Source organism: Flavobacterium sp. LS1R10, assembly GCF_003968825.1.
Classification (GTDB): Bacteria; Bacteroidota; Bacteroidia; order Flavobacteriales; family Flavobacteriaceae; genus Flavobacterium.
The window spans coordinates 1-25,553 of the sequence record NZ_RYDH01000001.1 but is presented as its reverse complement, the minus strand read 5'-3'; the positions used below and the strand labels follow the sequence as shown (position 1 = coordinate 25,553).

The window sequence follows — 25,553 nt, the reverse complement described above, 5'->3', positions numbered from 1 at the left end:
AGTATAATTCATATCTCATAACTCACAACCCATAATTACAAAAATGAATTTACTGTTACAAACTTCCCAATCCAATTTACAAGCTCAAATTGCAGTTACTGGCTCAAAAAGCGAAACAAACCGCTTGTTATTGTTACAGGCCTTATTCCCAAACATTACTTTGGCCAATACTTCGAACTCTGATGATAGTGAAGTCATGCAAAAAGCATTGCTAGGAAACGAGGAAATAGTTGACATTCATCATGCAGGAACAGCCATGCGTTTCCTGACCGCTTATTTTGCTGTGAACGAAAGCCGCGAAGTAGTTTTGACTGGTTCTCAAAGAATGACGGAGCGCCCGATAAAAGTTTTGGTGGAAGCCTTGGAACAATTAGGTGCGAAAATCTCCTATGAGAAAGAACCAGGATATCCGCCCATTCGTATCAAAGGACAAAAAATAACAGCTTCTAAAGTGAACATTCCTGCCAATGTGAGCAGTCAATACATATCGGCCTTATTATTAGTGGCGCCAAAACTGGAAAACGGTATTGAAATCACTTTGGTTGGTGAAATCACTTCAGTTCCTTATATCAAAATGACCCTGGCTTTGTTGAATGATTTGGACATTAAAACCAGTTTTGAAGGGAATGTAATTACTATTTATCCAAAACAAGCAGTAGCATCAAAAGTAATGACTGTTGAATCCGATTGGAGTTCGGCTTCCTACTTTTTTAGTTTGGTTGCTTTGGCTGAAAATGCTACTGTTTCATTGACCAGTTATACAGAAACCAGTTTACAAGGCGATTCGGCTTTGGTAGAAATCTATAAGCTAATGGGCGTTGAAACGCATTTTGAAGGAAATAAAATGACGCTTACCAAACAAGGGAATTTTATTCCTCAAACTCTAAATCTTGAACTAAATAATACGCCGGATATTGCCCAAACCATTGTTGTTACCTGCCTTGGATTAGGAATTGGTTGCCATCTAACAGGCTTACATACCTTGAAAATTAAAGAAACAGACCGACTGGAAGCACTACGAATTGAGCTAACAAAACTCGGAGCGAGCATATCCGTTACCAATGATAGCTTGACGCTTTTGACTTCAAGTGAAATCAATCACAACATTAAAATTGCAACCTACAACGACCACAGAATGGCAATGGCATTTGCACCATTAGCGTTGAAAGTACCCATAATCATCGAAAATGCCGAAGTCGTTTCAAAATCATATCCGGATTTTTGGGAAGATTTAAAAAGTTTAGGTTTCGAAATTTCGTAAAAAACCCTCAATTCATTGGGCGAAAAGATGTTTCCCTTTTCTCTCTCTTTTGGAGAGGGCTGGTGTGAGGAAAAATAAATTGCAAAACACTTGACAACGCCTATCTCACAATCGTATATTTGCACACTCGAATTAAGATTGTCATCCTGAGCGCAGACGAAGGACATAACTCATAATTCATAACTTATAACTTTTTAAGATGAAACTATCACATTTTCAATTCGATTTGCCAAAAGAACTTCTTGCTGAATATCCAGCTGAAAACAGAGACGAAGCACGTCTAATGGTTATAGATCGTAAGAAAGGGACTATAGAGCATAAAATGTTCAAAGATGTTATTGATTATTTTGACGAAGGCGATGTTTTAATTCTCAATAATACTAAAGTTTTTCCGGCACGTTTGTATGGTAACAAGGAAAAAACAGGCGCAAGAATCGAAGTTTTTTTACTTAGAGAATTAAATGCAGAGCAAAGACTTTGGGACGTTTTAGTAGATCCGGCCCGAAAAATCAGAATTGGTAACAAATTGTATTTTGGAGATGATGATTCCTTAGTCGCTGAGGTGATAGATAATACTACGTCTCGTGGAAGAACATTGCGTTTTCTTTACGACGGTTCTTATGAAGAATTCAGAAATAAATTAACGGAACTTGGAGAAACTCCAATCCCAAAATACATTTCTAGAGACGTAACTCCGGAAGATGCGGAACGTTACCAAACTATTTATGCCAAAGAAGAAGGATCTGTTGCAGCGCCAACTGCAGGATTGCATTTCTCTAAACATTTAATGAAAAAACTGGAAATCAAAGGGATCAAATTTGCCGAAGTAACCCTTCACGTAGGTTTGGGAACTTTTAATCCGGTTGAGGTTGAGGATTTATCAAAACACAAAATGGATTCCGAGGAATTAAAAATCACTCAAGAAGCATGTGATATTGTAAATAACGCAAAAGTTCATAAAAAAAGAATCTGTACCGTAGGAACAACATCTATGCGTGCCGTAGAAAGTTCAGTTTCGTCACATAATACACTGAATCCTTTTGACGGATGGACAAATAAATTTGTGTTTCCACCTCATGAATTTACGATTCCCACCTGTATGATTACTAATTTTCACACGCCAAAATCAACTTTATTAATGATGGTTTCCGCTTTTTGTGGCCACGATTTAATGAAAAAAGCATACGCAGAAGCAATCGAAAAAGAATACAAATTCTATTCTTACGGTGATGCAATGATGATCATCTAATCTGAATTCATTTCAGTCTAAATAACAAGATCTCGTCAGCAATGGCGAGATCTTTTGGTTTATTCCGAGCGCAGTTTTATAAGGGTGTGCCCCAAGGGTCGCGCTGTACGCTGTATCTTTATTTTCTTAAAGAAAGAAAATAAAGGATGCCGCTTCCATCCCTCACACAAAACGTTTGGAATATGTGAGGACTTTTTGTGTAAAAAGAAATTTAAAACGGCATCTCAATTTTGTGTCTGAATAAATTTGTTACAGCTATTTTTTTGTCAAGTCGAGCGCAGTCGAGATACCGCGTTGAGTTTTGACTGCGCTCGACTTAATATATATTCTGAAATCTTAAATTGTAATTTGAAAACACCGATACCTGCTTTTTTTTAGATTTCGTAAGTCAGAGTCTGCATTCTCAGCAATACTCGTGGCTCGTATACTTGCATCTTTAGTTGCCTGAGCAATCATTTTATTTTTAGTTCGGCCAGTTTGATGTACTAATATTCCACGCCAGAATTAATCAATTCACGGGATTGTCACGATAATTTTTCAATTTTGTTTACTTCCTTAGATTGGATACTCACACTTTGAGTTAACGTGAATCCAGTAAAAATTTGCTGTCTCGTAGTTCCGTTTTTGTTATAAGTAGTTTCAAAATCTTTATTGAAATTTCCCGCAGAGAATATCATTTCATAGGCAATAACTCTTTTGCCGGATAAATAGTTTTTTTCTTTTCTCTCTGTCCTCATTCAATGCGACGTTGGCCTTTTTCAAAGTGGTACTTTTTCACTACTTTTACAAAACAAAATACAAATCATGATTTTCGAAAACACCCTTGAATTTGCAAAACACCTCGATTTACAAGATCCTTTACACAAATACCAAGACGAATTTATTTTCCCGAAGGTACAAGGAAAAAAAGTAATTTATTTTACTGGAAATTCTTTAGGATTGCAGCCGAAACGCACCAAAGCGTATGTAGATGAAGTCATGAATGATTGGGCAAATCTAGCTGTTGAAGGACATTTTTACAGTGAAAAACCATGGTGGGATTACCACGAACGATTCGCAGATCCGTTGAGTAAAATTGTTGGTGCTTTACCAAGCGAAGTTACCGTGATGAATACATTAACGGTAAATCTTCATTTACTGATGGTTTCCTTTTACCAACCTACACAAACCAGATATAAAATTATTTGCGAAGAAAAAGCATTTCCTTCGGATCAATATATGTTTCAAAGTCAGGTCGATTTTCACTCCCAAAACCTGGGGATACAACTCGAGGATGCAATTGTTGAGATTAAGCGTCGCGATGGCGAACACAACATTCGCTTAGAAGATGTGTTGGCAAAAATTGAGGAAGTAGGTGATGAGTTAGCTTTGGTCTTAATTGGGGGAGTCAATTATTACACAGGACAGGTATTTGATATGAAAACTATTACCGCTGCAGGTCATAAAGTGGGAGCCTACGTAGGCTGGGATTTAGCGCACGCCGCAGGAAATATTAAGCTGGAATTGCACGATTGGAATGCGGATTTTGCAGCTTGGTGCAGTTATAAATACATGAATTCAGGGCCAGGAAATGCTTCTGGATGTTTTATTCATAAAAAGCACCACAACAATGCAGCGTTACCCAGATTTGCCGGATGGTGGGGACATAATAAAGAACGTCGTTTCAAGATGGAACAAACCTTTGATCCTATTCAAGGCGCTGATGGCTGGCAAATTAGTAATCTTCCAATACTTTCTCTGGCGCCTTATTTAGCATCTGTAGACATGTTTGATGAAATTGGGATGGATGCTTTGATCCAAAAAAGAGATGCGATCACTTCTTATTTAGAATTCATTCTGCATGAAATAGACAAAGAAGTGGATAGTAGTTTCGAAATTATAACACCGTCAAATCCCACAGAAAGAGCGTCACAATTGTCCGTCTTGCTTCATGGGGAAGGCCGCAGTTTGTTTGATTATTTAATGCAAAATGGAGTAATCACGGATTGGCGTGAACCTAATGTTATCCGCTTAGCGCCAGTGCCTCTGTATACTTCTTTTGAGGATATATATCAATTTGGGCAAATTTTGAAAGCAGGAATTCAGTCTTAAAACGGGCATTAAATAACACAAAAAATAGTTTTAATTTTATAAACGTAATTAACAGGGTTAAGCCTTTCTTTGTATTCGTACTAATTATGAAAATTAAAATTATGAAAGCATTATATTTTATACTAATAGCTGCAGGTATTGTTTCTTGTCAAAATCAAGGAAAAATGGACATTCAAAAAGCCAAACAGGCTACTGTAGACTCCATGAAAGTTGAAATCGAAAAACAAAGGGTGATCGACTCCATGCAGGTAGAAATGGTTAAAATCCAGGAAGCTAAAGTAGAAACTCAAAAAGAAGTAGTTGTTGTGGATCAACAAACAGCGGGGACTACTACAAAAAATAAAGGTTGGAGTGGTGCTGCAAAAGGAGCCGTAATTGGTGCCGGCGTTGGTGCTGCCACAGGGGCAATCATCAGTAAGAAAAAAGGACAAGGTGCTATAATAGGTGGTTTAGCCGGTGCGGGAGTAGGGGCAGGTACAGGCGCTATTTTAGATAGTAAAAAACAGTAAATAGATTTTTCAATATAGCTTGGAGTGTTTAAGTTCAAAAAGAATTTAAACACCCCTTTTTATTTAGCGCTATCTAGTTTAATAGGAATCCATATTAGTTATAATTTCGTTCGCCTTAACTTTGATTTTATACATTTCTTCCGGATTCATTTTGTTCAATAAATTCATCATCATTGCCATGCGTTGGTTCCCTTTGAAATACTCTTTTTTCTCATCTAGGAAATTCCAATACAGCGTATTGAAGGGACAGGCTTTGTCGCCAAATTTCTCTTTGACATTGTAGTGGCATTTAGAGCAATTATTACTCATTTTGTTGATGTAACTTCCAGAGGAAACATAGGGTTTTGTGGCAATTATTCCGCCATCGGCATATTGTGACATCCCGCGTGTGTTGGGCATTTCAACCCATTCAATCGCATCAATATACACGCCCAGATACCAAGCGTCTACTTCGTCAGGATGAATCTGTGTCAATAGTGTAAAATTCCCAATAATCATAAGTCTCTGGATGTGGTGCGCGTAGGCTTCATCTAAACTTTGATTAATCGCGTGGCTCATGCAATTCATTTTGGTTTTACCTGTCCAGAAAAAATCAGGAAGCTTGTTTTTGTTTTGCAAGACATTCATTTTAGCATAATCAGGCATTTCTTTCCAGTATATTCCTCTTATATATTCGCGCCAGCCTAAAATTTGACGCACAAAACCTTCTACTTGTGAGATAGTTATTTCTATTTCATTGTCATGATAAAAAGCAATCACGGTCTCGAGGACTTCCTTTGGCGAAAGCATTTTGCTATTCATGGCAAAAGACAAACGAGAATGGAAAAGGAATTTTTCATCGGTATGCATTGAATCTTCGTAATCACCGAAATGTTTCAACAGATTTTTACAGAAATAATCTAAAACCTCGAACGATTGCTCGCGCGAAGTAGGCCAACTGAAATTATCTAAATCGATGTTTCCAAAAGTGATGATCCCAGCTTCTTTAATTTGGGCAACAACTTTAGAAACATTGGTGTGAAAATTCTTTTCAGAAGGCACAGGAACTTCTCCTTTGTATTTTTTGCGATTATCGGCATCAAAATTCCATTGATTTCCCACAGGAGTTGACCCATTCATTAACAAATGATGTTTTTTACGCATGCTGCGATAAAAATTTTCCATCAGCAACAGCTTTTTACCCTCAAAAAAATCGGAAAGGTCATGACGCGTAGTGTAAAAATGCTCGGAGTCAAAAGCTTCTGATTCTATTTTTAGATTGGAACAAATTGTTTTTAGTTGTTGGTCCAATCGGTATTCATCAGGGAATTGATATTCAAATTTTTCGATTTTATATTTTTCGATACAGAAAGCAATAATTTTTTCTAGATCCTGAGGATTATCGCCATCAGTAATTTGAAAATATAAGGCTTGATGTTCCTGTGATTGTAGGGCTGTGTAAAAATTTCTCATCGCCATAAAAAAGGCCACCACTTTTTGAATGTGATGTTTTACATACGCTGTTTCCTGACGCATTTCGGCCAGCACATAAATAGTGTTATGATCTTTCTCCTCCAACCAGGAGTGTTTTAAATTGAGTTGATCTCCAAGGATTAATCGTAGTTTTTTCATTTTTATTTTTTGTAAAAGGAAACAGTAGAAACTTCTTTTCGGGCATATTCAAAACGGTCGATAAGTTTGGGTAAACAATAGCCATCAAGGCCGTTTAGCGCCACAACATTGCCTTTATCAATTTGTAACCACCCATCTTTATGTATTAATTTCTCCTCAAAAAATAAATTTTCGATAGCTGCAATTACATGAATTGTATTGTTTTCCTGGATGTAATATTCATTTAGATATTTGCAATGCAACTGCACAGGGCTTCCTTTTACAAAAGGAGTTTCAATGTTGGTCTTGTATTCTTCTTCCAGGCTTGTTTTATCAAATTCAGAAACGCCTAAATCATAATTTGCGGAGGTATGATGCGCATCGGCAATCATGTCAGCAGTGATGTGATTTACCGTAAAATAACCAGTCTCTTTTATATTTTTGTAGGTGTCTCTGGGAACGGTTGTGGGTCGCATAATGAATCCAATTATGGCAGGATTACTACCTAAATGTGTGATACTGCTAAAAATTGCTACGTTAGTGTTTCCGTCCAATGATTTTGTAGCAAGAAGATTCGCTGATTTATAACCCGTGCACGAATTGATTAAATTCAGTCTTTCAATTTTTTCCATTTTGGAAATAGCTTCTTGAGAAATATGTTTCATCTTTTTACTTTTGAACAAATATACTTTTTGTTTAATTAAAATGTAAATAAATCAAACAAAATAACAAATAGGGCTCAATTATTTATTTTGAATTAGTTTTGAACAAACACATTATAAGTAAATTGTTCTAATTGACTTATAAATCTTATATATTTGTTGCCAATTTATGTAAAGATGCAAACACTTAAAAAGGTCCTTCTGGTTTTACTTTCTTTATTGTTTCTTTCAGCAATAGTTGTGTTGATTTATGGGTTTTATTTAAAGCCAACCTATGAAGGGGAACTAAAACTTAAAAATATTGGAAAGGAAACCACAGTTTATTTTGATGAATTTGGAGTGCCTCATATTTATGCGGCAAGTTCAAGGGACGCTATGGTTGTGTTGGGTTACGTACATGCGCAAGAACGATTGTGGCAAATGGAATTGATGCGGCGTATTGCTCCGGGACGATTGTCAGAAATTTTTGGACCAGTTGCATTGAAAAGTGATCTGTTTTTTGCCGGATTAGGAATCGAAGAAGCTTCCGCAAAAGCAATCGCAACTTTAGATAAGAAAAGTTCCAGTTATCTATTGACAATGGACTATCTAGAGGGGATAAACCAATATATGGCAGAGGGAACTACGCCAATAGAATTCAGTTTAGTTGGTGTCAAAAAAGAAAAGTTTACCATAAAAGACGTCTACAATATTTTTGGATACATGTCTTTTAGTTTTGCTATGGCCCATAAGTCAGATCCTTTGTTGACGGATATTCGGAACAAGTACGGAATGGACTATCTCAAGGATTTTGGCATTGACGGTTCATTTAATACCACAAAAATAAAAAATGCAAAACATAAGCCACAGGAATATGCTGCTATTTCAAAATCAGTAGCCTCACTTTTAGACCAATCCCCTATCCCACCCTTTATAGGAAGCAACAGCTGGGTTCTTTCTCCAAAGAAAACTAAAAAAGGAAAAGTGATTTTTGCCAATGATCCACATATTGGGTTTTCGCAACCCGGAACTTGGTATGAAGCGCACTTAGTAACTCCGGATTTTGAATTGTACGGTTGCTATTTAGCAGGTACTCCATTCCCATTATTGGGACATAACCGTAACTATGCGTACGGATTAACCATGTTTGAAAATGATGATATTGATTTGTACCAAGAAGAAAATAGTCCTGGAAATGCGACCGCTTACAAAACACCAACGGGGTATAGGAATTATGAAATTCGCCAAAAAATTATAAAAATAAAAGATTCTACTGATGTGGTTTTGAATGTAAAAGTGAGTCGTCACGGGCCTATCATGAATGATTTAATTGTTGGGCTGGATAAGGACAAACCAGTGGCAATGTCTTGGATTTATACCCAACAACCCATACGAATTCTGGACGCAGTGTATAGGCTTTCGCACGCTGAAAGCAAGGAAGATTTTCTAAAAGGAGTGGCTCTGATAGCCGCACCGGGACTGAATGTTATGTATGGTGACTCCAAAGGAAATATTGCATGGTGGGCAACAGGAAAATTATACAAGCATAATGAAGGCGTGAATCCGAATTTTATTTTGGATGGGGCGAGCGGGAAAGACGATATCAAGGAATATTTGGATTTCTCCAAAAATCCTTCAGCGGTGAATCCAAAATGGAATTACGTGTATTCAGCCAATAATCAACCAGAGGCAATAGACGGATTTTTGTATCCGGGCTATTACCTTCCTGAAGACAGAGCCAAACGAATCACGCAATTATTGAATAAAAAAACAAAATGGAATAAGGCAACTGTGGGCAGCATGATTTTTGATAATACATCACCAGTTGCGCCTGACGTTGTAGCACGTTTAATTTCGAATCTGGATTACACTACGCTTTCAAATAATGAAAAAGAAGCCTTTGCTGTTTTGAAAAAATGGAAAGGTTCTAATAATCTGGATGATGTAGCACCCACAATCTATAATAAATGGATTTTTAATTATTTAAAAAATACTTTTGAGGACGAACTGGGAGCTGCTAATTTCAAGCAGTTTTTAGGCACGCATATCATGAAGCAAATGATCGCCAGACAACTTGAAAACAAAAACTCACTGTGGTGGGATAATATCAATACAAAAAACCATTCGGAAACAAGGCGAGAAATCGTGTCGCTATCGTTCAAGGAATCGATTGCTGCTTTAGAAAAACAATTGGGCAATTCCGTATCAGCTTGGACCTGGAACAAAGTACATACTCTGGAACATCAGCATCCGTTGGGTAAAATCGCAGCTTTAAGAACTATATTTAATGTTGGTCCATTTGAAGTTTCAGGTTCAACGGAAGTGATTAATAATTTGTTTTTTGATTATACCGAAACGGGTCAGTATCAAGTAAAAGGCGGCCCTTCAACACGAAGAATTATTGATTTCTCAGACATTGAAAATAGCTGGGCCATTTTGCCAACGGGACAATCCGGAAATCCATTCAGTGCACATTATAACGATCAGGCGGAATTGTATAATTCAGGAAAATTCAGAAGAATGAAACTGAACGAAAAGGAGATTGTTAGGACTTCTACAAAATTGGTGTTTATTCCCTATAAAAAATGATTGTTTTTTAAAGTTATTAAAACTTTAAATCAGTAATTTTGCCTAACTTTTTATAAAAAATTAATGCAAACTCCCCGAAAAATAGCAGTTGTAGGCTCTGGACTAGTCGGATCTTTACTAGCTATTTACCTTCGTAAAGCAGGTCATACTGTTCATATTTACGATAGAAGTCCAGATATCAGGAAGATACAATTTTCAGGACGTTCTATCAACTTAGCGATGTCTAATCGCGGCTGGAAAGCCTTAGATGGAGTTGGAGTAGGTGATGCTGTTCGAGCGATCGCAATCCCCATGAAAAAACGGGCAATTCATTTAGTGGATAAGCTTAATTTTCAAAATTATGGTCAGGAAGGCGAATCCATTGATTCAATTTCGAGAGGAATTTTAAACCGAAAAATGATCGATTTGGCGGAAGCCGCAGGAGCAGAGTTCTTTTTTGAGCACAAAATTTGGGATGTAACTCTAGAAAATGCCACGCTTCATATAGGCGAAACCGAAAGAGGTGCATGGGAAGATAAAAAATACGATATGGTTTTTGGCGCTGATGGTGCTTTTTCAAGAATTCGTCACCGCATGCAGCGCCAGAGTATGTTCGATTATTCGCAAGAATTTCTACCTATTGGATATAAAGAATTAAATATTCCGGCAAACGGGGATGGATCACATAAATTGGATAAAAATTCGTTTCATATCTGGCCACGAGGAGAATATATGTTGATTGCCTTGCCCAATTTAGACGGAAGCTTTACCTGTACTTTATTCATGCCCTTTGAAGGAGAAAATTCCTTTGATTCCTTAAAGGACAGGAAGTCAGTAGAAGCTTTTTTTGAAAAAAATTTACCGGATACGGTTGATGTTATTCCAAAATTAGCAGAAGATTTTTTCCGGAACCCAACCAGTACATTAGTAACCATGAAGTGTTTTCCTTGGACGTATGAGGATAAGGTTGCCTTGATTGGGGATGCGAGTCATGCCATTGTACCTTTTTACGGACAAGGAATGAATGCCGGTTTTGAAGATATTTCAGTGCTGTATGAAATGATTGAAAAGTACGGAGATGATTGGAAATCTATTTTTTCCGAATATCAAAAATCCCGTAAACAAAATGCCGATGCTATTGCAGAGCTTTCCTATCGAAATTTTTTAGAAATGAGCTCTAAGACTGCAGATGAAAACTTCCTTTTGCAAAAGAAAATTGAAAAATCATTTTCAGACAAGCACCCTGAAAAATGGATTCCGCTATACAGTCGTGTAACATTTAGTGATCGGCCTTATACAGAAGCGTTGGCTATAGGTGATTATCAAAATGCAATTATGGAAGAAATTTTAAAAATGGAAAATATCAAAGAAATCTGGGATTCAGAAGTAGTTGAAAAGACCATTTTAGAATTATTAAAATAAAAAAAGGACTCTATTCAGAGTCCTTTTTGGTGTTATTTATCTTTTGTTGCCGGTTTCAGTAGGACTCGTAAGGTGCTGTCATTATTGAAATAGCTGAACGTCCAATTGATAAAAATAGAAAGTTTGTTTTTGACGCTCAAAATCAACATAAGGTGGATAAACATCCAGGTAAACCAAGCCAATCTTCCTTGGAAACTAAATTTTGGCAAATCGACCACCGCTTTTCGTTTCCCTACTGTAGCCATAGAACCCTTATCATGATACTCGTATTCGATTTGAGGTTTGTTTTTTAGACTTAGTTTGAAGTTTGTGGCTAATACTTTTCCTTGTTCTATAGCAACACTGGCTACTTGCGGATGACCATTGGGATATTTAGGAGTAGCCATGAATGAAATATCACCAAGGGCATACACGTCTTCGAGGTTTTCTATTTTATTAAATCGGTCAACAAGATAGCGATTTCCTCTGGTAATACTTTCTTTGGGAATGCCTTCCAGGGTGTTTCCTGTAATTCCTGCTGCCCAAATCACATTTCTGGATGCAATCGTGTCTCCGTTTTGCAGGCTTACGGTCTTACCGTTGTAATGGCTTACAATAGTATCCGTTTTTACAATGACACCTAGTTCCTCCAGATATTTACGAGACGTTTTTTGGGAATCTTCACTCATTGGATTCAATACGTTCGGAGATCCTTCAAGAATATAAATGGTGAGTTTCGAAAAATCTTTGTCCGGATAATCTTTTGGCAAAATATTTTTTTTCATTTCTGCCAAAGCTCCTGCAAGTTCTACTCCGGTAGGGCCTCCGCCAACAATCACAAAGTTCATTAGCGATTGTAGCTCTTCTGGTGAAGCAATTAAGGCATCTTCAAAAGTTTGTAGAATTTGGTTGCGAAGTTGGATCGCTTCCGGTACCGATTTCATGGGAAATGCAAATTTTTCTATTTCAGCATTTCCAAAATAATTAGTCGTGCATCCAAAGGCAATTATCAAATGGTCGTACTCAAAATCAGCAATAGAGGTTTGTACTATTTTGTGCTCCGGATCAATACGAAGTACATCAGCTATTCGAATGCGGACATTTTTCGAATGCTGAAATACTTTTCGTAACGGAAATGAGATACTGGCAGGTTCAAGCCTTGCTGTGGCTACCTGGTACATCAAGGGTTGAAATTGATGGTAGTTGTTTTTGTCAATCAGTAAAACATCAAAATCTGTATTTTCTAAATCTTGAGCCAAACGCAATCCAGCAAAGCCAGCGCCAACTATTATAATTTTTTTTTGAACTTTCATACTTTTTTTATTGAAAGTATGAAGATACAAATTATATAAGGGTTAGTCTGCTCTATTAACTTTTTCTAAAGAAAATGAAGGTTTGCAAATAGCTAAATATTCACAGACTTCATTAAAAGGATCGGAATAGTGCACACGGGTATTCTTCTCTATTTTTATGGACTGTCCTGCTGTAAGAACCACGGTCTCGCCTTCAATTATAAATTGTTTTTATTTCCCTTCTTTAGCAATACCACTAAAATCGCCTTTTATGTCCATCATTAAAACAGGAATCCCAAAAGAGGATAGTTGTTATGAAAGAACTTGGATCGTTTTGGTTTTCCCCGTTCCAGTAGCTCCGGCAATTAACCCATGACGGTTTAAGGTTTTTAAGGGAATTTTTATGGGTGCATTTGCTAGAGCTTCTCCGCCTAATAGTACTCCTCCAAAGTCATACTCTCTCCTTTTGAAAGGTACCCACGCGTTATGTCTTGTATAAAATCTTCTTTTCTGGTCATGATAAGTTTGAATTAAAAGGATTTGTAAGCTGCTATTAGTATCCTAAAATAGGAAATTATGGGGTATAATGCAGTTTTCCTGCTTTTTTACTCTTAATAATAAAAAAATATATTTTTGACTGCTTTTAAACGGTTATTGAAAATTTATGTTAATATTTCTTAAAAATGTATTTTTTTTTTTGTAAAACGAATGATTTCCTTATAGATTTTGATATATATGCAATGAGTAAATTGCTAAATGTTTGTTTGAAATAAAATTAATGACAATAAAATTAAAAAAAGTTTTTTTATTTGAACTAAAAATATAAATTTGCTCCACTACAAGTTTATTATAACTAAAATAAATTATTTAAAACTATTAAAATTAAAAAAAATGGCAAACGTTAAAAAAGAAAAGAGTTCAAACGGAGGAGGAATGATTTCAGGAATCATTATTGTGGCATGTGTATTTGTAGGATGGTTGATTTGGAATTTTATAATGGGAGATGGTGCCAATTTTGAAGGCGGAGTAAATACAGGACACCCAATACCGGGTAATTATTTGGCAATGGTATACAAAGGAGGTCCAATTGTACCAGTTTTGATGGGTTTATTGTTGATGACTGTTGTTTTTTCTTTTGAAAGATATTTTGTGATTTCAAAAGCAGCTGGATCAGGAAACTTAGATCAGTTTATGAAAAAAGTACAAGATGATATTAAAGAAGGGAATATTGATGGAGCTATCGCTTTGTGTGATAAACAAAAAGGATCTGTTGCAAATGCAATAAAATCAGCTTTGATCAAATACCAAGATGTTAAAAAAGAAGGATTCAATAGCGAAGAAGCTGCTGAAACAATTCACAAGGAAATCGAAGAGGCTACTTCATTAGAAATGCCAATGTTAGAGAAAAATATGACTATTATTTCATCTTTGGTTTCTTTAGGAACTCTTGCAGGATTATTAGGTACGGTAACAGGGATGATTAAAGCGTTTGGAGCATTAGCTAGTGCAGGTACTCCTGATCAAGCGGCTCTTGCAAATGGTATTTCTGAAGCACTTATCAACACTGCAACTGGAATTTCGACTTCAGTATTAGCAATCGTTTCGTATAACTTCTTTACTTCTAAAATTGATGATTTAACCTATTCTATTGATGAAGCAGGTACTACAATTGTAAATACTTACAGAAGATTTAGAGGAAGCTTAAAACAATAATAATTTTTTTGACGTCATGTGCGTCAAAATAAAATATAAAAAAGATAATGGCTAAACTAAAAATGTCAAAAAAGTCAACGTCAATTGACATGACTGCGATGTGTGATGTTGCGTTTCTTTTGCTTACGTTCTTTATCTTGACCGCTACAGCTAAAGTACCAGAAGCATTGCCGGTAGACACGCCTTCTTCTACAGTTCAGACAAAATTGCCTGAGACAGATTTGGCTACAATTACTATTGGAAAAGGAAAAGTATTCTTTGATCTAAAAGGAAGAGAAGTTCGTAAAAAAACGTTAGAATTAATGGGTCAAAAATATGGTGTTGAATTCTCAGCTGATGATGCTGATAAATTTGCACTGATGGATGGTTTTGGTGTGCCAATTCAAAGTTTGAAGCAAATCATAGAGATGAAAGCTGCAGACAGAGGAAAAGCAAACCAACCAGGTATTCCAAAAGATTCACTTGATAATCAATTAGCGGATTGGATACAAAATGCTCGTATTGCCAATATTGAAATTGCTGATAAAGAATTGCAAATAGCCATAAAAGGGGATGCAAAAGAAGAATATCAGGCAATTAAAAAGGTGATGGATATTTTACAAGATCAAAAAATCAATAGCTTTAATTTAGTTACTGGTTTAAGAGGAGAAGATTTTTAATTAAAAAACATACACTACAATGGCTGAATTAAATACCGGCGACGGTGGAGGCGGAAAAGGTGGTAAAGTAAGAAGTAAAAAACAAAATTCAAAAGTAGATTTAACTGCTATGGTGGATTTGGCATTCTTATTGATCACATTTTTCATGCTGACTACTACGTTGTCAAAACCCCAATCAATGGATTTGGGGTTGCCAGATAAAGAAGACGATCCTAAAATAAATAAGGATATTAAAGTAGATGAAAATCGTACTTTAACAATTATGCTTGGTGAGAACAATAAGGTGGTATATTACATGGGTTTATTGGCTACGCCAATTGCAGGTCCAAAAGATATTGCCTATGGAAAAAACGGAATTCGTAAAGAATTATTGGCTAGAAAAAAATCAGTAGTGGAGCATACTGGAAACAAAGACAAAGGAGTTATTGTGATCATCAAGCCAAGTAAGAAATCTAATTATCGTAACTTAGTTGATATACTTGATGAAATGGCAATTGTTGGCGTTCCAACTTATGCAATTGTAAATGATTTTTCACCTGAGGAAACAAAATTGTTAGAAGGTAAATAAGATTTTAATCTAATAGCCTAATAACCTAATAATTAAGAAAAATGAAATTAGATATATTTAAAAACCAATGGCTGGATATCGTTTTTGAAGGGCGAAATAAAAGTTATGGAGCGTATGAACTAAGAAAAGAAAATAATAAGACCTCAGTGAGAGCGCTTATTGTTGGAAGTATTCTTTTTAGTTTGGCCGTTAGTGCCCCTCTTATTGCTAGTCTGCTTCCGGATACATCTGATGTAGAGGAAAATAGAGATATTAAAATTACAGCAGTAAAGTTGCCGCCAAAGCAAGAAAAGCCTAAAGAAAACATCCCGCCACCACCACCTCCACCTCCAAAAGTGGATCAGGTTAAATTTGTGAAACCTGTTGTAGCAAAAGCGGAAGAAGTTACAGAAGAACCACCCAAAATTGTTGAAATTAAAGACAAAAAATTAGGTGCAGTGACCATAAAAGGTGATCCAGATGCAGTATTGACTGTAGAGCCTGTAGGTACAGGTACTGCCGCGGTAGTAGAAGAAGTAGATAACCAAATTTACAACACTGCTGGGATTGAGGTTAAACCTGATTTTCCAGGTGGGATAGAGAAATTTTACAAGTATGTGGGTAATAATTATCAAACTCCTGAAGAAGACGGGTTGAATGGTAAAGTATATGTTACTTTCGTAGTAGAGAAAGATGGTTCTTTAACCGATATTAAAGTAATTAGAGATATTGGTTATGGTACAGGGAAAGAGGCGATTCGTGTTTTGAAAAAGTCTCCTAGATGGACTCCGGGTGAACAAAATGGTAAAAAAGTCAGAGTGCTGTATTCTTTACCAATTACAATTCAAACGGCAAATTAATGTTAAAGAGCATACGTATTAATATTCAGAAGAAATCGCTCAAAGAGCGATTTCTTCTCGTTTTAGGAATTATGTTTTTTTTAGTTTATCTGGTTTTGGGTTTATTTATTATCTTTATGAAAGAATTTCCCATAGTAATGGATACTGGATATAGAATAGCATTTGGTTTGCTTCTTATTGTATATTCTTTTTTTAGATTCATCCGACTTATTAATAATACCAACTAGATCATGAAAAAAACAGCTATAATTCCGTATTTTATTTTTCTTTCTTTGTTTGCATTTCTTTTTGCATGTAAAAAAACGGAAGGATCTAAGGAAAATAAAGAAACTATTTTAAAAGGTTCTACAACGATACTAGTTGATGAAACATTACAACCTGTGATTGAGGATCAGATAGCGGTTTTTGAAAGTGTGTATCCTGCAAAAATAACGTTGAATGCTAAATCTGAAAAAGAAGTGCTCCGATCATTGCTAAATGATTCATTAAGTATTGCCATTTTATCCAGAAAATTAAATGCTGAGGAAAATAAGATTTTTGAGGGTAAAAAAATTATTCCAAAAGTGACTCCTTTCGCTACTGATGGGATTGCTTTAATCGCAAATGAGAAAATTAAGGATACCTTAGTCGCTTTAAATGACATTATAGCCTTTCTGCAAGGGAAGTCTCAAACGGCAATAAAGGGATTGGTTTTTGATAATCCAAATTCCAGTACTGTTCGTTATATGAATGAATTAGCGGGTGTGTCAGAACTTCCGAAAAAGGGGATTTTTTCTTTTAAAACCAATGAAGAGGTAATAAAGTATGTGTCTGAAAATGAAGGAATGATTGGAATAGTGGGGCTAAACTGGCTTTATCAACCTTCTGGAATTATGAAAGATATTGTAAAAAAAATTAAGGTGCTTAGCGTTAAAAGTACTACTGGAAATCAATATTATCCGCCATCGCAAAATAATATTGCAGAGGGAACCTATCCTTTGGCACGTGATTTGTATATAATAAATTGTCAGGGTTCTTCTGGATTAGGAATGGGTTTTGCCTCTTTTGTAGCAGGTGAAAGAGGACAGCGGATAATACTTAAATCTGGTTTACTGCCGGTACGAACACCGAGTAGATTAATTCAGGTTAGAAAAAAAATATACAATGATAAAAATTAAATTAACTACAATGAAAATGAATAAATTAAAAACGTTTAGTGTTGCATTATTAGCATCGGCATTTGCAAGTCAAGCGCAAGATATTGATCAAGCAAAAAAAGCGATCGATGCAGAACAGTTCGAAAGTGCGAAGGCAATTTTAAAATCAATTATTAAGGAGAATCCATCTAATGGAGCTGCTTTTTTTACTTTAGGGAATGTATATCTTACTCAAAATGTAGAAGATTCCGCCAAAATTTATTTCCAAAAAGGATTAACAGCTTCTGATGAAGCTAATTTGAATTACATTGGCTTAGGTCAAATGGATTTAGATAACAATGATGTTGCGGCAGCTCAAGCAAAATTTGTATTGGCCACCAAAGACATGAAAAGAAAGGATTTTGCAGAGTACGTTTACCAAGCAAGAGCCTATATGAATGCTGAAAAGCCCGATTATAAAAATGCAATCGCTATTTTGAATCGCGCTGCCATAAAAAATGCAGATGATGCACAGTTACAGCTTGCCCTTGGTGATGCTTACTATGGTGATAGCAAACAAAATGAAGCTTATGTAGCTTATAGAAGTGCTTTTCAAGCAGATAATTCTTTGCTAAGAGCAAAAATGCAACTGGGTGTTTTGCTTAAAGGAGCAAAATCGTATGACGAAGCTTTAAAAGCTTATGAAGAGGTTATTGCTATTAATCCTAACTATGGACCAGTGTATAGAGAATTAGCGGAGACTTATTATAAAATTGCACGTAATAAACCTTCTCAAGCGGCTGTGAATTATAAAAAAGCAATTGGCTATTACGATAAATATATGGCTTTAACCGATTACTCGATTAACTCTAGAATGCGTCGAGCTGATTTTCTAATCTTGATAGAGGATTATGTTGCACTGGAAGCGGAAGCTAACAAAATGATCGAATTGGACAAAGTTAATCCAAGAATCTATCGTTATTTAGGATATGCGGCTTATGAAAATGGAAATGTTGATTTAGCATTGAAATCATTGGAAAGTTTTATCGCTTCCCCAACTAATAAAGTAATCGCTAAAGATTATTTGTATTTAGGTTTGACTAAAATAAAAAAAGGGACTAGCGAAGATGGATTAGCTATAGACTCCGTTGCTTTTGATTCAGGAATGAAAGGTCTTAAAAAAGCAATCGAAATGGAGCCATTAGCGGTTCAAGATTTGAGTGATATTGGTAAAAAATTATTTTCTCAAAAACTATACAAAGAATCTGCAGCTGTATTTGAATCTGGAGCCAGTTCTCCTGAGTCTACTAATTATCTGGATGACAACGTCTATTTTGGTCTAGCGAATTACTATGCCAATATTAACAAAAAGGAAGGCGAAAAAGTAGATGCAATTGCTTTATCAAAAGCAGATGCTGCTTTTGATAAAGTATTAGTTGCTTCTCCTACTTATTTAGAAGCATACTTGTATAAAGCAAGAACCAATAGATTACTTGAAAAAGATGACTTGATGGTGAAAAATTATGAAGATTATCTTTTAAAAACAATGGAATTAGGTGCTGAGGAAATAGCAAAACCTGCAGTAAAAACTAAGTTTATTGAATGTTACAATAATATGGCAGCCAGTTTTGCTAATACAGACAAGCCTAAAGCTATTGAATATTTTAAAAAAACATTAGCATTAGACCCTGCTAATAATTATGCGACAGAGTCAATAAAAATTTTGAAACAATAAGAATTTGTCTCAATATCAAAAACCGATAGTCTTTGGCTATCGGTTTTTTTGTGCTCCTATTTTAGGATCGTTGTATTCAGAGTTGGATTAATTATTTCAAAACGGTTTAATACACGCCTTTTTTGGCTTATTGAAAGTTTATCATTTTAGTCTGTGTTTGCAAATGGACTCCTTTTCTAATTAACTATCTTTGCACTTTAAAATTAAAGAATGTTATCAAAAGAAATACAGTTAGAAGTTAATAAAGGTGCAATGCTTCCTTTAATGGAAGAATTTTACACCATTCAAGGGGAAGGATACCATACCGGAACAGCTGCGTACTTTATTAGAATTGGCGGATGTGATGTAGGTTGTCATTGGTGTGATGTTAAAGAAAGCTGGAATGCGGCGCTACACCCGCCAACTAGTATTGATCAAATTGTTGCCAATGCAAGTAAATATTCAGAAACTGTTGTGGTTACTGGTGGTGAACCACTGATGTGGGACATGAGCTTGCTAACACAAAAGCTAAAAGATAGTGATAGAAAAGTGCACATAGAAACTTCTGGGGCTTATCCGCTTACGGGAACTTGGGATTGGATTTGTTTGTCGCCAAAGAAAAACAAATTACCAACTCAGACGGTGTATGATAACGCACAGGAATTAAAAGTGATTATTTACAATAAACATGATTTTATTTTTGCCGAAGAGCAAGCTGATAAGGTAAATGAGAATGCCATTTTATTTCTTCAACCGGAATGGAGTAAAAAAGAAGAAATGACTCCGTTAATTGTTGATTATGTAATGAACAACCCAAAATGGCGTGTCTCGTTGCAAACACATAAATATTTGAATATTCCTTAATACTTAAAAACCTCAAATAGCAAGTGCTGTTTGGGTTTTTGAATTAAAACAGATACTGATTAATTTTCGGAAGGCTTACTTCTTGTTGCCAGATTCCCTAGCCCAGATAGTAGCGACATCCTTTTTTTCTCATTTTTTTAATGAGAAAAAAAGATATAGCGAATAGCTGGAAATAGCTCCTTATGCTACCAACCTTTTTCTTTTTTCAATTCGGTAATATGCGCTAAGTGGTGGTTTCCATGCCAAGCATAGGTTCCAATTATTTCCTTCAATTGAATAACGGTATTATGTTCGGGATGTATAAAAGATTTTTCAAGATCTGCTTCAGAAAGACTGTTCATTATATATGCCAAACGAAAATGCAATCCGTCAAGAAATGAAAGTGTGGGTTGAATGGGCATCGTTAAATTATCATGTAATTCTGCCCAACAATCTTCGTGATACGCTTTTATTAGCGGTTTATTTTCAGTTAATGTCCATTTAATTCTAACGAAACAATTCATGTGACTGTCGGCGCAATGGTGAATGACTTGACGAATCGTCCAGCCATCCTGACGGTATGGTGTCTCGAGTTGTTCCTCTGTCAAATGAATGACTTCGTTTTTCAATCGTTCTGGAAAACTTGCGATTGCTGCTATTTTATTATGGAGATATTCACTTGAATAGATCTCGGGTCTGATAAATTTCCCAATAGGATAACGTAATTTTTCCACCGCTGAATTTCCCACACTAAGTAGTTTTATGTGTTTTCTAAATGGAAAGTTTTGCTAAATAATCAAAATGTTCGCCTTCAAGAATCAACTCGCATTTTAGTCCATTATCTAAAGCTGCATTTTGCAAAGTATTGTAATCAATAAACATCCAGTCAAATGGTTTTTCCTTCTCGCCTTTGTAGGAGATATTAAAAACGATTTCTCCATAATATTCCTTTTGGGAAGGAATCCACTTTCCGCCATCTTCATCGTCATCAAACATATAAATTATATCAGAACTGTCCAACAGAATTTGTCCGCCGGGATTCAATAATGATTTTAGTTTTAAAAGGAAATTCGGGATGTTTTTAAGTTTACCGCACATTCCAGCACCATTCATCAATAGGAGTATGGTGTCGTACTTTTCATTTTCTAATGTCAGTACATCTTGAACTTTTGCTTTTTTAAGTCCGCGAAGGGTACACGCTTGAATAGCATTTGCTGAAATATCAATAGAGGTTACGTCTAGATTGCGTTCGTTTTGCAAAGATAAACTATGGCTTCCTGCGCCACAGCCAACATCCAGGATTTTACCTTTGGCAAGTTGTAACGCTTTTTGTTCCATTTGGGGCATTTCATCGTATGAACGAAACAAGTAGGCAACGCTCATTTCATCTTCTTCAGATATTGTAGTTTCCGTAATTAAATCTTCGGGTGAATTATTGGTTTGAAAATCAAGTATGGCTTTGCCAAAAAGGTCTTTCATCTTTTTTTTGTTTAAAGTTTAAGGTTAAAGGATTCAAGTTTGTTACTTTTGTGGTTCCAACTTTAAACTTTAAATTTGAAACATATTTTAAACAATCTCCCTAAGGAAGCCAAAGATAAGCATATCGAAAACAAAAAGTATTTTGATAAGCTGAAAAAAAAGACACCAAAGAATTTGGATTACGTGATGCAAGATTTGCATGATGCTGAATTCAAGAAAACGGATTGTTTAAAGTGTGCTAATTGTTGTAAAACTACGGGACCATTATTTACGGATGCCGACATTGAGCGTGTTTCAAAATACCTACGCCAAAAGCCACAACAGTTTATCCAGCAATACCTTCAAATCGATGAAGACCGAGATTATGTTTTGCAAAGTGTACCCTGTACTTTTCTCGACAATGAAAATGCGTGCATGATATATGACGTACGTCCAAAAGCGTGTAGAGAATTCCCGCATACGGATCGAAAAAAATTCCAGCAAATTACAGACTTAACCCTGAAAAACGTAGCGATATGCCCGGCAGCGTTTAATATTGTAGAGGAAATGAAAAAGAAAATGCCGCTTTAAAAATTTTCTATTTTGTCTCCCTCTGCTTTGTAGAGTCCCGTCCCGAAACTTCGGGATCGGAAGGGGGGTGAGAATTAGTATATCAAATATTTCATTCTCATTGCTTTAAACTCGATAAGTCCTTTCTGCCAGCTTTTTCTGATTTCATTTTCGGAAATTCCATTTTCTATTTGCTGTTGCAGTTTTTTAGTTCCTGCAAGTTTGGTAAAAAAAGGATTGAAGAATTTCGATTTTTCCGTTGTGCTTTGATAGGCTTGAATCAACCATTTTAATTCTAGTTTACTGACCTTTGTATGTGTTGATAAATCTTCCCCATAACATTTCACGCCATTGTAAACTGGATTTTGTGCGCCAAAATTTGGTTTGGGTATAAAACTAAAATCACTTTTTGGTAGATACGGAGAACCATAAATCTGAAATTGTTTTTCAGTTCCACGACCCACACTTACATTTGTGCCTTCAAACAGACACAAACTTGCATAAAGATTCACGGCTTGATCATTTGGAAGATTCGGTGAAGGTTTTACAGGTAAACTATAATTCATTTTTCGGTTGTAATTAATACACGGAATAACGGTCAATTTGCATTGAATGCCATTTTTCAGCCATTTCTCTCCATTTATCATTTTAGCATACTCGCCAATTGTCATTCCATGTAGCAAAGGAATTGGATGCATGCCTACAAAACTGGTAAATTCTGGCTCAAGAATTGGACCGTCGACTATACTTCCATTCGGATTTGGTCTGTCAAGAACTAAAAGCGGAATGTTGTTTTCAGCGCAAGCTTCCATGATGTAATGTAACGAGGAGATGTAAGTATAAAACCGTGCGCCTACATCTTGCAAGTCGAAAATCATGATATCGATTCCAGCGAGGTGTTCTTGTTTTGGTTTTTTATTATCACCGTATAGAGAAATAATTGGCAGCCCGGTTTTAGAATCTTTTCCATCAACCACATGTTCTCCCGCATCAGCAGTGCCACGAAAACCATGTTCTGGAGCAAAAATAGTTTGCACATTGATATTTTTGGAAAGTAAAAAATCAACAAAATGGGTTTTGTCAGATAGAATTCCCGTTTGATTGGTTACAATTCCTGTTGTTTTATTTTCTAACAGAGAAATATATTTTTCGTAATTATCGGCTCCCGTTTTAAATATTGGTATTTGATGTGGTCTAAAAAATGGTTGGAAATGGATTTTTGGCAAGCTATCCGTACTGCTGCTATACTGATTGTTTTTTGTAGAACTTCCACAAGAGGATTGTACAACTAATGTCAATAATAAGAGGTAAGTATAGCTAAAATATTTCATAGTACTATTTTTGATCTGTTTAAATCTGTTTAATCTGTGGCAAAAAACTTTATGTATCTTTGTTGCAAACTATAAATTTTGAATTTAGAATATTTCATAGCCAAAAGACTCATAACTGCTAAAGATTATAAAAGTAGCATATCTGCTCCAATTATAAAAATTGCTATTTCAGCAATTGCAATTGGTATGATTATGATGATTATTTCGGTAGCGACAGGAATTGGACTGCAACAAAAAATCCGAGAGAAGGTTGCGGCTTTCAACGGACACATCGTTATTTCCAATTATGACAACAATCAATCCGAAGTCACGGTAGTTCCAATTTCTAAAAAACAAGATTTTTATCCAAAATTTACTGCTGTTCCTGAAGTGGAGCATATTCAAGCCATTGCCAGTAAAGCAGGAATTATTAGAACCGAAACCGCTTTCGAAGGAATTATTTTCAAGGGAGTGGGGAATGATTACAAATGGGATAATATAAAAGAGTATCTGGTTTCAGGCAAATTACCTGATTATTCAAAAAATGTGAATCAAGAAGTGTTATTGTCTCAATTCCTTGCCAATAGGTTGAATTTGAAAGTAGGAGATCTGTTCAATACATTCTTCATCAAAGAAAATCAAAATCAGTTGCCCAATATTCGGAGATTTAAAATTACAGGAATCTTCAATTCCGGTTTTCAGGAATTCGATGCAACCTATATAATAGGAGATATTCGTCACATGCAGCGTATCAATAAATGGACTCCAGATCAAATTGGTGCTTTCGAAGTTTTTGTTGACGATTTTAATACTATCGAAGCTACCGGAGAACAAGTCTATGCACAAACAGCTTCTACATTAGATAGTAAAACCATACTAGAAAAATACAGCTATATATTTGAATGGCTTCAGCTATTCGATTTTAATATCATCGTTATATTAGTTGTCATGATTCTTGTGGCCACAATCAACATGGTGGTTGCACTATTAGTATTAATTCTCGAACGAACCCAAATGATAGGAATCCTAAAAGCGTTGGGAGCCAATAATTGGTCCGTCCGGAAAATATTTCTATATAATGCCTTCTATCTTATCGTAAGAGGGCTTTTCTGGGGAAACTTAATCGGAATAGCACTATTGTTACTCCAGCAACAATTTGGCGTGATCCAGTTGAATCCAGAAAACTATTATGTAAACCAAGCACCAGTTTATTTAAATTGGGGATATATCCTAGTGCTAAACCTACTTACTGTGACCGTTTGTTTTTTTGTATTATTAATTCCGTCCTATATAATAACTAAAATTTCTCCAGTCAAAGCCATACGTTTCGATTAGATTATCATTAGTGCGTTCCCATTTATAAAAAAGAGAGGCTATTATCAATATCGATAGTAGCCTCTCTTTTTTATAAACGGTCGGGCTATCCGCTACAAGTCCTCATAAAGTTGTGTTTCACTCCACTTTCTTGCGGGCTTTCCACTACTATCCCTAACGCGAAGATTTGGAAACCAGAATATTTTGTTGTTTTGCCGCAAGTAATTGTAGCTTGTATGAGTTATAGTAAAGCAAAGAGCTGTTCAGTCATTATATATGGTATAGTATAAAATCGTTTACTGTGTTGCGATTTTTTGTTAGGATAGTGTATGGTGGCGTTAATTTTCAGTAAATGAAAAAGAAGGAAGCGCATAAAAGTGTAATAAAGCGTGATTTGGATAGGTTTCAAAAAAGGGAATGGAGATTAAAGCTTTGTGAGGATAGATAAAAAGGTGATTTAGGATTGAAACGGATTAAAAGGGGAGTTAAGAATTACGATTATTTAAAAAACTTTGATCTTCAAAAAACGTGATATCAGCAAGTTAAAGAAAAAGTTAAGAAAAGGATAAAAAAAAGGGATTAAAAAGCTTGTAAAAGCGAATAAAGGGTGTAGTTTTGCACCCGCAAACAAGTTTACCGAACACCAATTAGAATATAATTATAGTGAGGTAATGGTGCAGAAGTTCTTTAAAATACTGGCAAGTTACTTAGATCAAAAGGAAAATTTATTTTCAAAAAAAGATTTGATAAAGCTTGTGAGAATAGAAAACGGATGTTACCTTTGCACCCCGCAAAACGCGCAATGTTCCTTGACAGATTGATAAGAAAAGCAGAAGAAAGGGATATAA

General features: G+C 35.6%; 22 protein-coding genes and 2 pseudogenes. 15 read left to right on the top strand and 9 right to left on the bottom strand.

The features are described from left to right. Window positions 1-43 precede the first annotated feature (43 nt). Together aroA and queA are read left to right on the top strand one after the other, a co-directional pair. Window positions 44-1,261 carry a 3-phosphoshikimate 1-carboxyvinyltransferase gene (gene aroA / locus EKL96_RS00120; protein WP_126457415.1) on the top strand — a complete coding sequence of 406 codons (1,218 nt, stop codon included), beginning with the start codon at window positions 44-46 and terminating at the stop codon, window positions 1,259-1,261. A gap of 199 nt (window positions 1,262-1,460) precedes the next feature. Continuing rightward, window positions 1,461-2,510 carry a tRNA preQ1(34) S-adenosylmethionine ribosyltransferase-isomerase QueA gene (gene queA, locus EKL96_RS00115; RefSeq protein WP_126453091.1) on the top strand — a complete coding sequence of 350 codons (1,050 nt, stop codon included), beginning with the start codon at window positions 1,461-1,463 and terminating at the stop codon, window positions 2,508-2,510. 524 nt (window positions 2,511-3,034) lie between these two features. Here the strand turns inward: queA and EKL96_RS00110 are convergent. Beyond that, entirely contained in the window at window positions 3,035-3,247 is a 213-nt protein-coding gene (locus tag EKL96_RS00110; protein WP_126457414.1) for a hypothetical protein, read from the bottom strand. Between the two features lie 67 nt (window positions 3,248-3,314). Between EKL96_RS00110 and kynU the strand changes: the two genes are divergently transcribed. Both kynU and EKL96_RS00100 read left to right on the top strand, forming a co-directional pair. Beyond that, complete coding sequence (kynU, locus tag EKL96_RS00105; RefSeq protein WP_126457413.1) at window positions 3,315-4,601, top strand: kynureninase; 1,287 nt, start codon at window positions 3,315-3,317, stop codon at window positions 4,599-4,601. A gap of 101 nt (window positions 4,602-4,702) precedes the next feature. Beyond that, window positions 4,703-5,110: a glycine zipper family protein gene (locus tag EKL96_RS00100; RefSeq protein WP_126457412.1), complete on the top strand. Its 408-nt coding sequence runs from the start codon at window positions 4,703-4,705 to the stop codon at window positions 5,108-5,110. Window positions 5,111-5,188: 78 nt separating this feature from the next. Here EKL96_RS00100 and EKL96_RS00095 read toward each other — a convergent pair whose 3' ends face one another. Both EKL96_RS00095 and EKL96_RS00090 read right to left on the bottom strand, forming a co-directional pair. After that, a complete protein-coding gene (locus tag EKL96_RS00095) occupies window positions 5,189-6,721 on the bottom strand; it encodes a cryptochrome/photolyase family protein (RefSeq protein WP_126457411.1) in 1,533 nt (510 codons plus the stop codon). Between the two features lie 2 nt (window positions 6,722-6,723). Beyond that, a complete protein-coding gene (locus tag EKL96_RS00090; RefSeq protein WP_126453105.1) occupies window positions 6,724-7,365 on the bottom strand; it encodes a flavin reductase family protein in 642 nt (213 codons plus the stop codon). A 174-nt stretch (window positions 7,366-7,539) separates the two neighbouring features. On the opposite strand from EKL96_RS00090, the gene EKL96_RS00085 reads away from it, so the two are divergent. Both EKL96_RS00085 and EKL96_RS00080 read left to right on the top strand, forming a co-directional pair. After that, window positions 7,540-9,930, top strand: coding sequence for a penicillin acylase family protein (locus tag EKL96_RS00085; RefSeq protein ID WP_126457410.1), 2,391 nt, complete (start codon window positions 7,540-7,542; stop codon window positions 9,928-9,930). 63 nt (window positions 9,931-9,993) lie between these two features. After that, the gene (locus EKL96_RS00080) at window positions 9,994-11,331 is read left to right on the top strand and encodes an FAD-dependent oxidoreductase (RefSeq protein ID WP_126457409.1); all 1,338 of its coding nucleotides are present in this window, start codon (window positions 9,994-9,996) and stop codon (window positions 11,329-11,331) included. A gap of 32 nt (window positions 11,332-11,363) precedes the next feature. Here EKL96_RS00080 and EKL96_RS00075 read toward each other — a convergent pair whose 3' ends face one another. The 3 genes and pseudogenes from EKL96_RS00075 to EKL96_RS00070 form a co-directional block, all read right to left on the bottom strand. Further along, a complete protein-coding gene (locus EKL96_RS00075) occupies window positions 11,364-12,623 on the bottom strand; it encodes an NAD(P)/FAD-dependent oxidoreductase (RefSeq protein WP_126457408.1) in 1,260 nt (419 codons plus the stop codon). A gap of 42 nt (window positions 12,624-12,665) precedes the next feature. Next, window positions 12,666-12,833: pseudogene (locus EKL96_RS14660) on the bottom strand (cupin); the annotation flags it as partial. 6 nt (window positions 12,834-12,839) lie between these two features. Further along, window positions 12,840-13,120: pseudogene (locus EKL96_RS00070) on the bottom strand (helicase HerA-like domain-containing protein); the annotation flags it as partial. Between the two features lie 373 nt (window positions 13,121-13,493). Between EKL96_RS00070 and EKL96_RS00065 the strand changes: the two are divergent. From EKL96_RS00065 to EKL96_RS00030, 7 genes are all read left to right on the top strand, one after another. Next, a complete protein-coding gene (locus tag EKL96_RS00065; protein ID WP_126453117.1) occupies window positions 13,494-14,315 on the top strand; it encodes a MotA/TolQ/ExbB proton channel family protein in 822 nt (273 codons plus the stop codon). A gap of 47 nt (window positions 14,316-14,362) precedes the next feature. Then, window positions 14,363-14,974, top strand: a complete 612-nt coding sequence (locus tag EKL96_RS00060; protein ID WP_126457407.1) for an ExbD/TolR family protein — start codon at window positions 14,363-14,365, stop codon at window positions 14,972-14,974. Window positions 14,975-14,993: 19 nt separating this feature from the next. Then, window positions 14,994-15,542: an ExbD/TolR family protein gene (locus EKL96_RS00055; protein ID WP_126453123.1), complete on the top strand. Its 549-nt coding sequence runs from the start codon at window positions 14,994-14,996 to the stop codon at window positions 15,540-15,542. Between the two features lie 41 nt (window positions 15,543-15,583). Continuing rightward, on the top strand, window positions 15,584-16,381 hold the full coding sequence (locus EKL96_RS00050) for an energy transducer TonB (RefSeq protein WP_126457406.1): 798 nt from the start codon (window positions 15,584-15,586) through the stop codon (window positions 16,379-16,381). Window positions 16,382-16,611: 230 nt separating this feature from the next. Continuing rightward, complete coding sequence (locus EKL96_RS00040) at window positions 16,612-17,538, top strand: PstS family phosphate ABC transporter substrate-binding protein (RefSeq protein ID WP_126457405.1); 927 nt, start codon at window positions 16,612-16,614, stop codon at window positions 17,536-17,538. Next, window positions 17,525-19,231, top strand: a complete 1,707-nt coding sequence (locus tag EKL96_RS00035; RefSeq protein ID WP_317125126.1) for a tetratricopeptide repeat protein — start codon at window positions 17,525-17,527, stop codon at window positions 19,229-19,231. The genes EKL96_RS00040 and EKL96_RS00035 overlap by 14 nt, the downstream gene beginning before the upstream one ends. A 210-nt stretch (window positions 19,232-19,441) precedes the next feature. After that, on the top strand, window positions 19,442-20,074 hold the full coding sequence (locus EKL96_RS00030; RefSeq protein WP_126457404.1) for a 7-carboxy-7-deazaguanine synthase QueE: 633 nt from the start codon (window positions 19,442-19,444) through the stop codon (window positions 20,072-20,074). Between the two features lie 185 nt (window positions 20,075-20,259). Here the strand turns inward: EKL96_RS00030 and EKL96_RS00025 are convergent, their stop codons facing one another. Further along, a complete protein-coding gene (locus EKL96_RS00025) occupies window positions 20,260-20,802 on the bottom strand; it encodes a YfiT family bacillithiol transferase (RefSeq protein ID WP_126457403.1) in 543 nt (180 codons plus the stop codon). A 22-nt stretch (window positions 20,803-20,824) separates the two neighbouring features. Continuing rightward, a complete protein-coding gene (locus tag EKL96_RS00020) occupies window positions 20,825-21,532 on the bottom strand; it encodes a class I SAM-dependent methyltransferase (protein WP_126457402.1) in 708 nt (235 codons plus the stop codon). Window positions 21,533-21,607: 75 nt separating this feature from the next. Between EKL96_RS00020 and EKL96_RS00015 the strand changes: the two genes are divergently transcribed. After that, window positions 21,608-22,102, top strand: coding sequence for a YkgJ family cysteine cluster protein (locus tag EKL96_RS00015; protein ID WP_126453140.1), 495 nt, complete (start codon window positions 21,608-21,610; stop codon window positions 22,100-22,102). A 74-nt stretch (window positions 22,103-22,176) separates the two neighbouring features. Here the strand turns inward: EKL96_RS00015 and EKL96_RS00010 are convergent, their stop codons facing one another. Beyond that, window positions 22,177-23,412, bottom strand: a complete 1,236-nt coding sequence (locus EKL96_RS00010) for an exo-beta-N-acetylmuramidase NamZ domain-containing protein (RefSeq protein ID WP_126457401.1) — start codon at window positions 23,410-23,412, stop codon at window positions 22,177-22,179. Between the two features lie 78 nt (window positions 23,413-23,490). Between EKL96_RS00010 and EKL96_RS00005 the strand changes: the two genes are divergently transcribed. Next, entirely contained in the window at window positions 23,491-24,726 is a 1,236-nt protein-coding gene (locus tag EKL96_RS00005; protein WP_126457400.1) for an ABC transporter permease, read from the top strand. Window positions 24,727-25,553: the final 827 nt, after the last annotated feature.

Excerpts from the sequence above, each read along its gene's own strand:
- EKL96_RS00065 (WP_126453117.1), top strand. The coding sequence starts at position 13,494 with ATGGCAAACGTTAAAAAAGAAAAGAGTTCAAACGGAGGAGGAATGATT.
- EKL96_RS00010 (WP_126457401.1), bottom strand. The coding sequence starts at position 23,412 with ATGAAATATTTTAGCTATACTTACCTCTTATTATTGACATTAGTTGTA.
- EKL96_RS00075 (WP_126457408.1), bottom strand. The coding sequence starts at position 12,623 with ATGAAAGTTCAAAAAAAAATTATAATAGTTGGCGCTGGCTTTGCTGGA.
- EKL96_RS00035 (WP_317125126.1), top strand. The coding sequence starts at position 17,525 with ATGATAAAAATTAAATTAACTACAATGAAAATGAATAAATTAAAAACG.
- EKL96_RS00030 (WP_126457404.1), top strand. The coding sequence starts at position 19,442 with ATGTTATCAAAAGAAATACAGTTAGAAGTTAATAAAGGTGCAATGCTT.
- queA (WP_126453091.1), top strand. The coding sequence starts at position 1,461 with ATGAAACTATCACATTTTCAATTCGATTTGCCAAAAGAACTTCTTGCT.
- EKL96_RS00110 (WP_126457414.1), bottom strand. The coding sequence starts at position 3,247 with ATGAGGACAGAGAGAAAAGAAAAAAACTATTTATCCGGCAAAAGAGTT.
- EKL96_RS00040 (WP_126457405.1), top strand. The coding sequence starts at position 16,612 with ATGAAAAAAACAGCTATAATTCCGTATTTTATTTTTCTTTCTTTGTTT.
- EKL96_RS00055 (WP_126453123.1), top strand. The coding sequence starts at position 14,994 with ATGGCTGAATTAAATACCGGCGACGGTGGAGGCGGAAAAGGTGGTAAA.
- aroA (WP_126457415.1), top strand. The coding sequence starts at position 44 with ATGAATTTACTGTTACAAACTTCCCAATCCAATTTACAAGCTCAAATT.
- EKL96_RS00080 (WP_126457409.1), top strand. The coding sequence starts at position 9,994 with ATGCAAACTCCCCGAAAAATAGCAGTTGTAGGCTCTGGACTAGTCGGA.
- EKL96_RS00085 (WP_126457410.1), top strand. The coding sequence starts at position 7,540 with ATGCAAACACTTAAAAAGGTCCTTCTGGTTTTACTTTCTTTATTGTTT.
- EKL96_RS00100 (WP_126457412.1), top strand. The coding sequence starts at position 4,703 with ATGAAAGCATTATATTTTATACTAATAGCTGCAGGTATTGTTTCTTGT.
- EKL96_RS00090 (WP_126453105.1), bottom strand. The coding sequence starts at position 7,365 with ATGAAACATATTTCTCAAGAAGCTATTTCCAAAATGGAAAAAATTGAA.
- kynU (WP_126457413.1), top strand. The coding sequence starts at position 3,315 with ATGATTTTCGAAAACACCCTTGAATTTGCAAAACACCTCGATTTACAA.
- EKL96_RS00095 (WP_126457411.1), bottom strand. The coding sequence starts at position 6,721 with ATGAAAAAACTACGATTAATCCTTGGAGATCAACTCAATTTAAAACAC.
- EKL96_RS00050 (WP_126457406.1), top strand. The coding sequence starts at position 15,584 with ATGAAATTAGATATATTTAAAAACCAATGGCTGGATATCGTTTTTGAA.
- EKL96_RS00020 (WP_126457402.1), bottom strand. The coding sequence starts at position 21,532 with ATGAAAGACCTTTTTGGCAAAGCCATACTTGATTTTCAAACCAATAAT.
- EKL96_RS00060 (WP_126457407.1), top strand. The coding sequence starts at position 14,363 with ATGGCTAAACTAAAAATGTCAAAAAAGTCAACGTCAATTGACATGACT.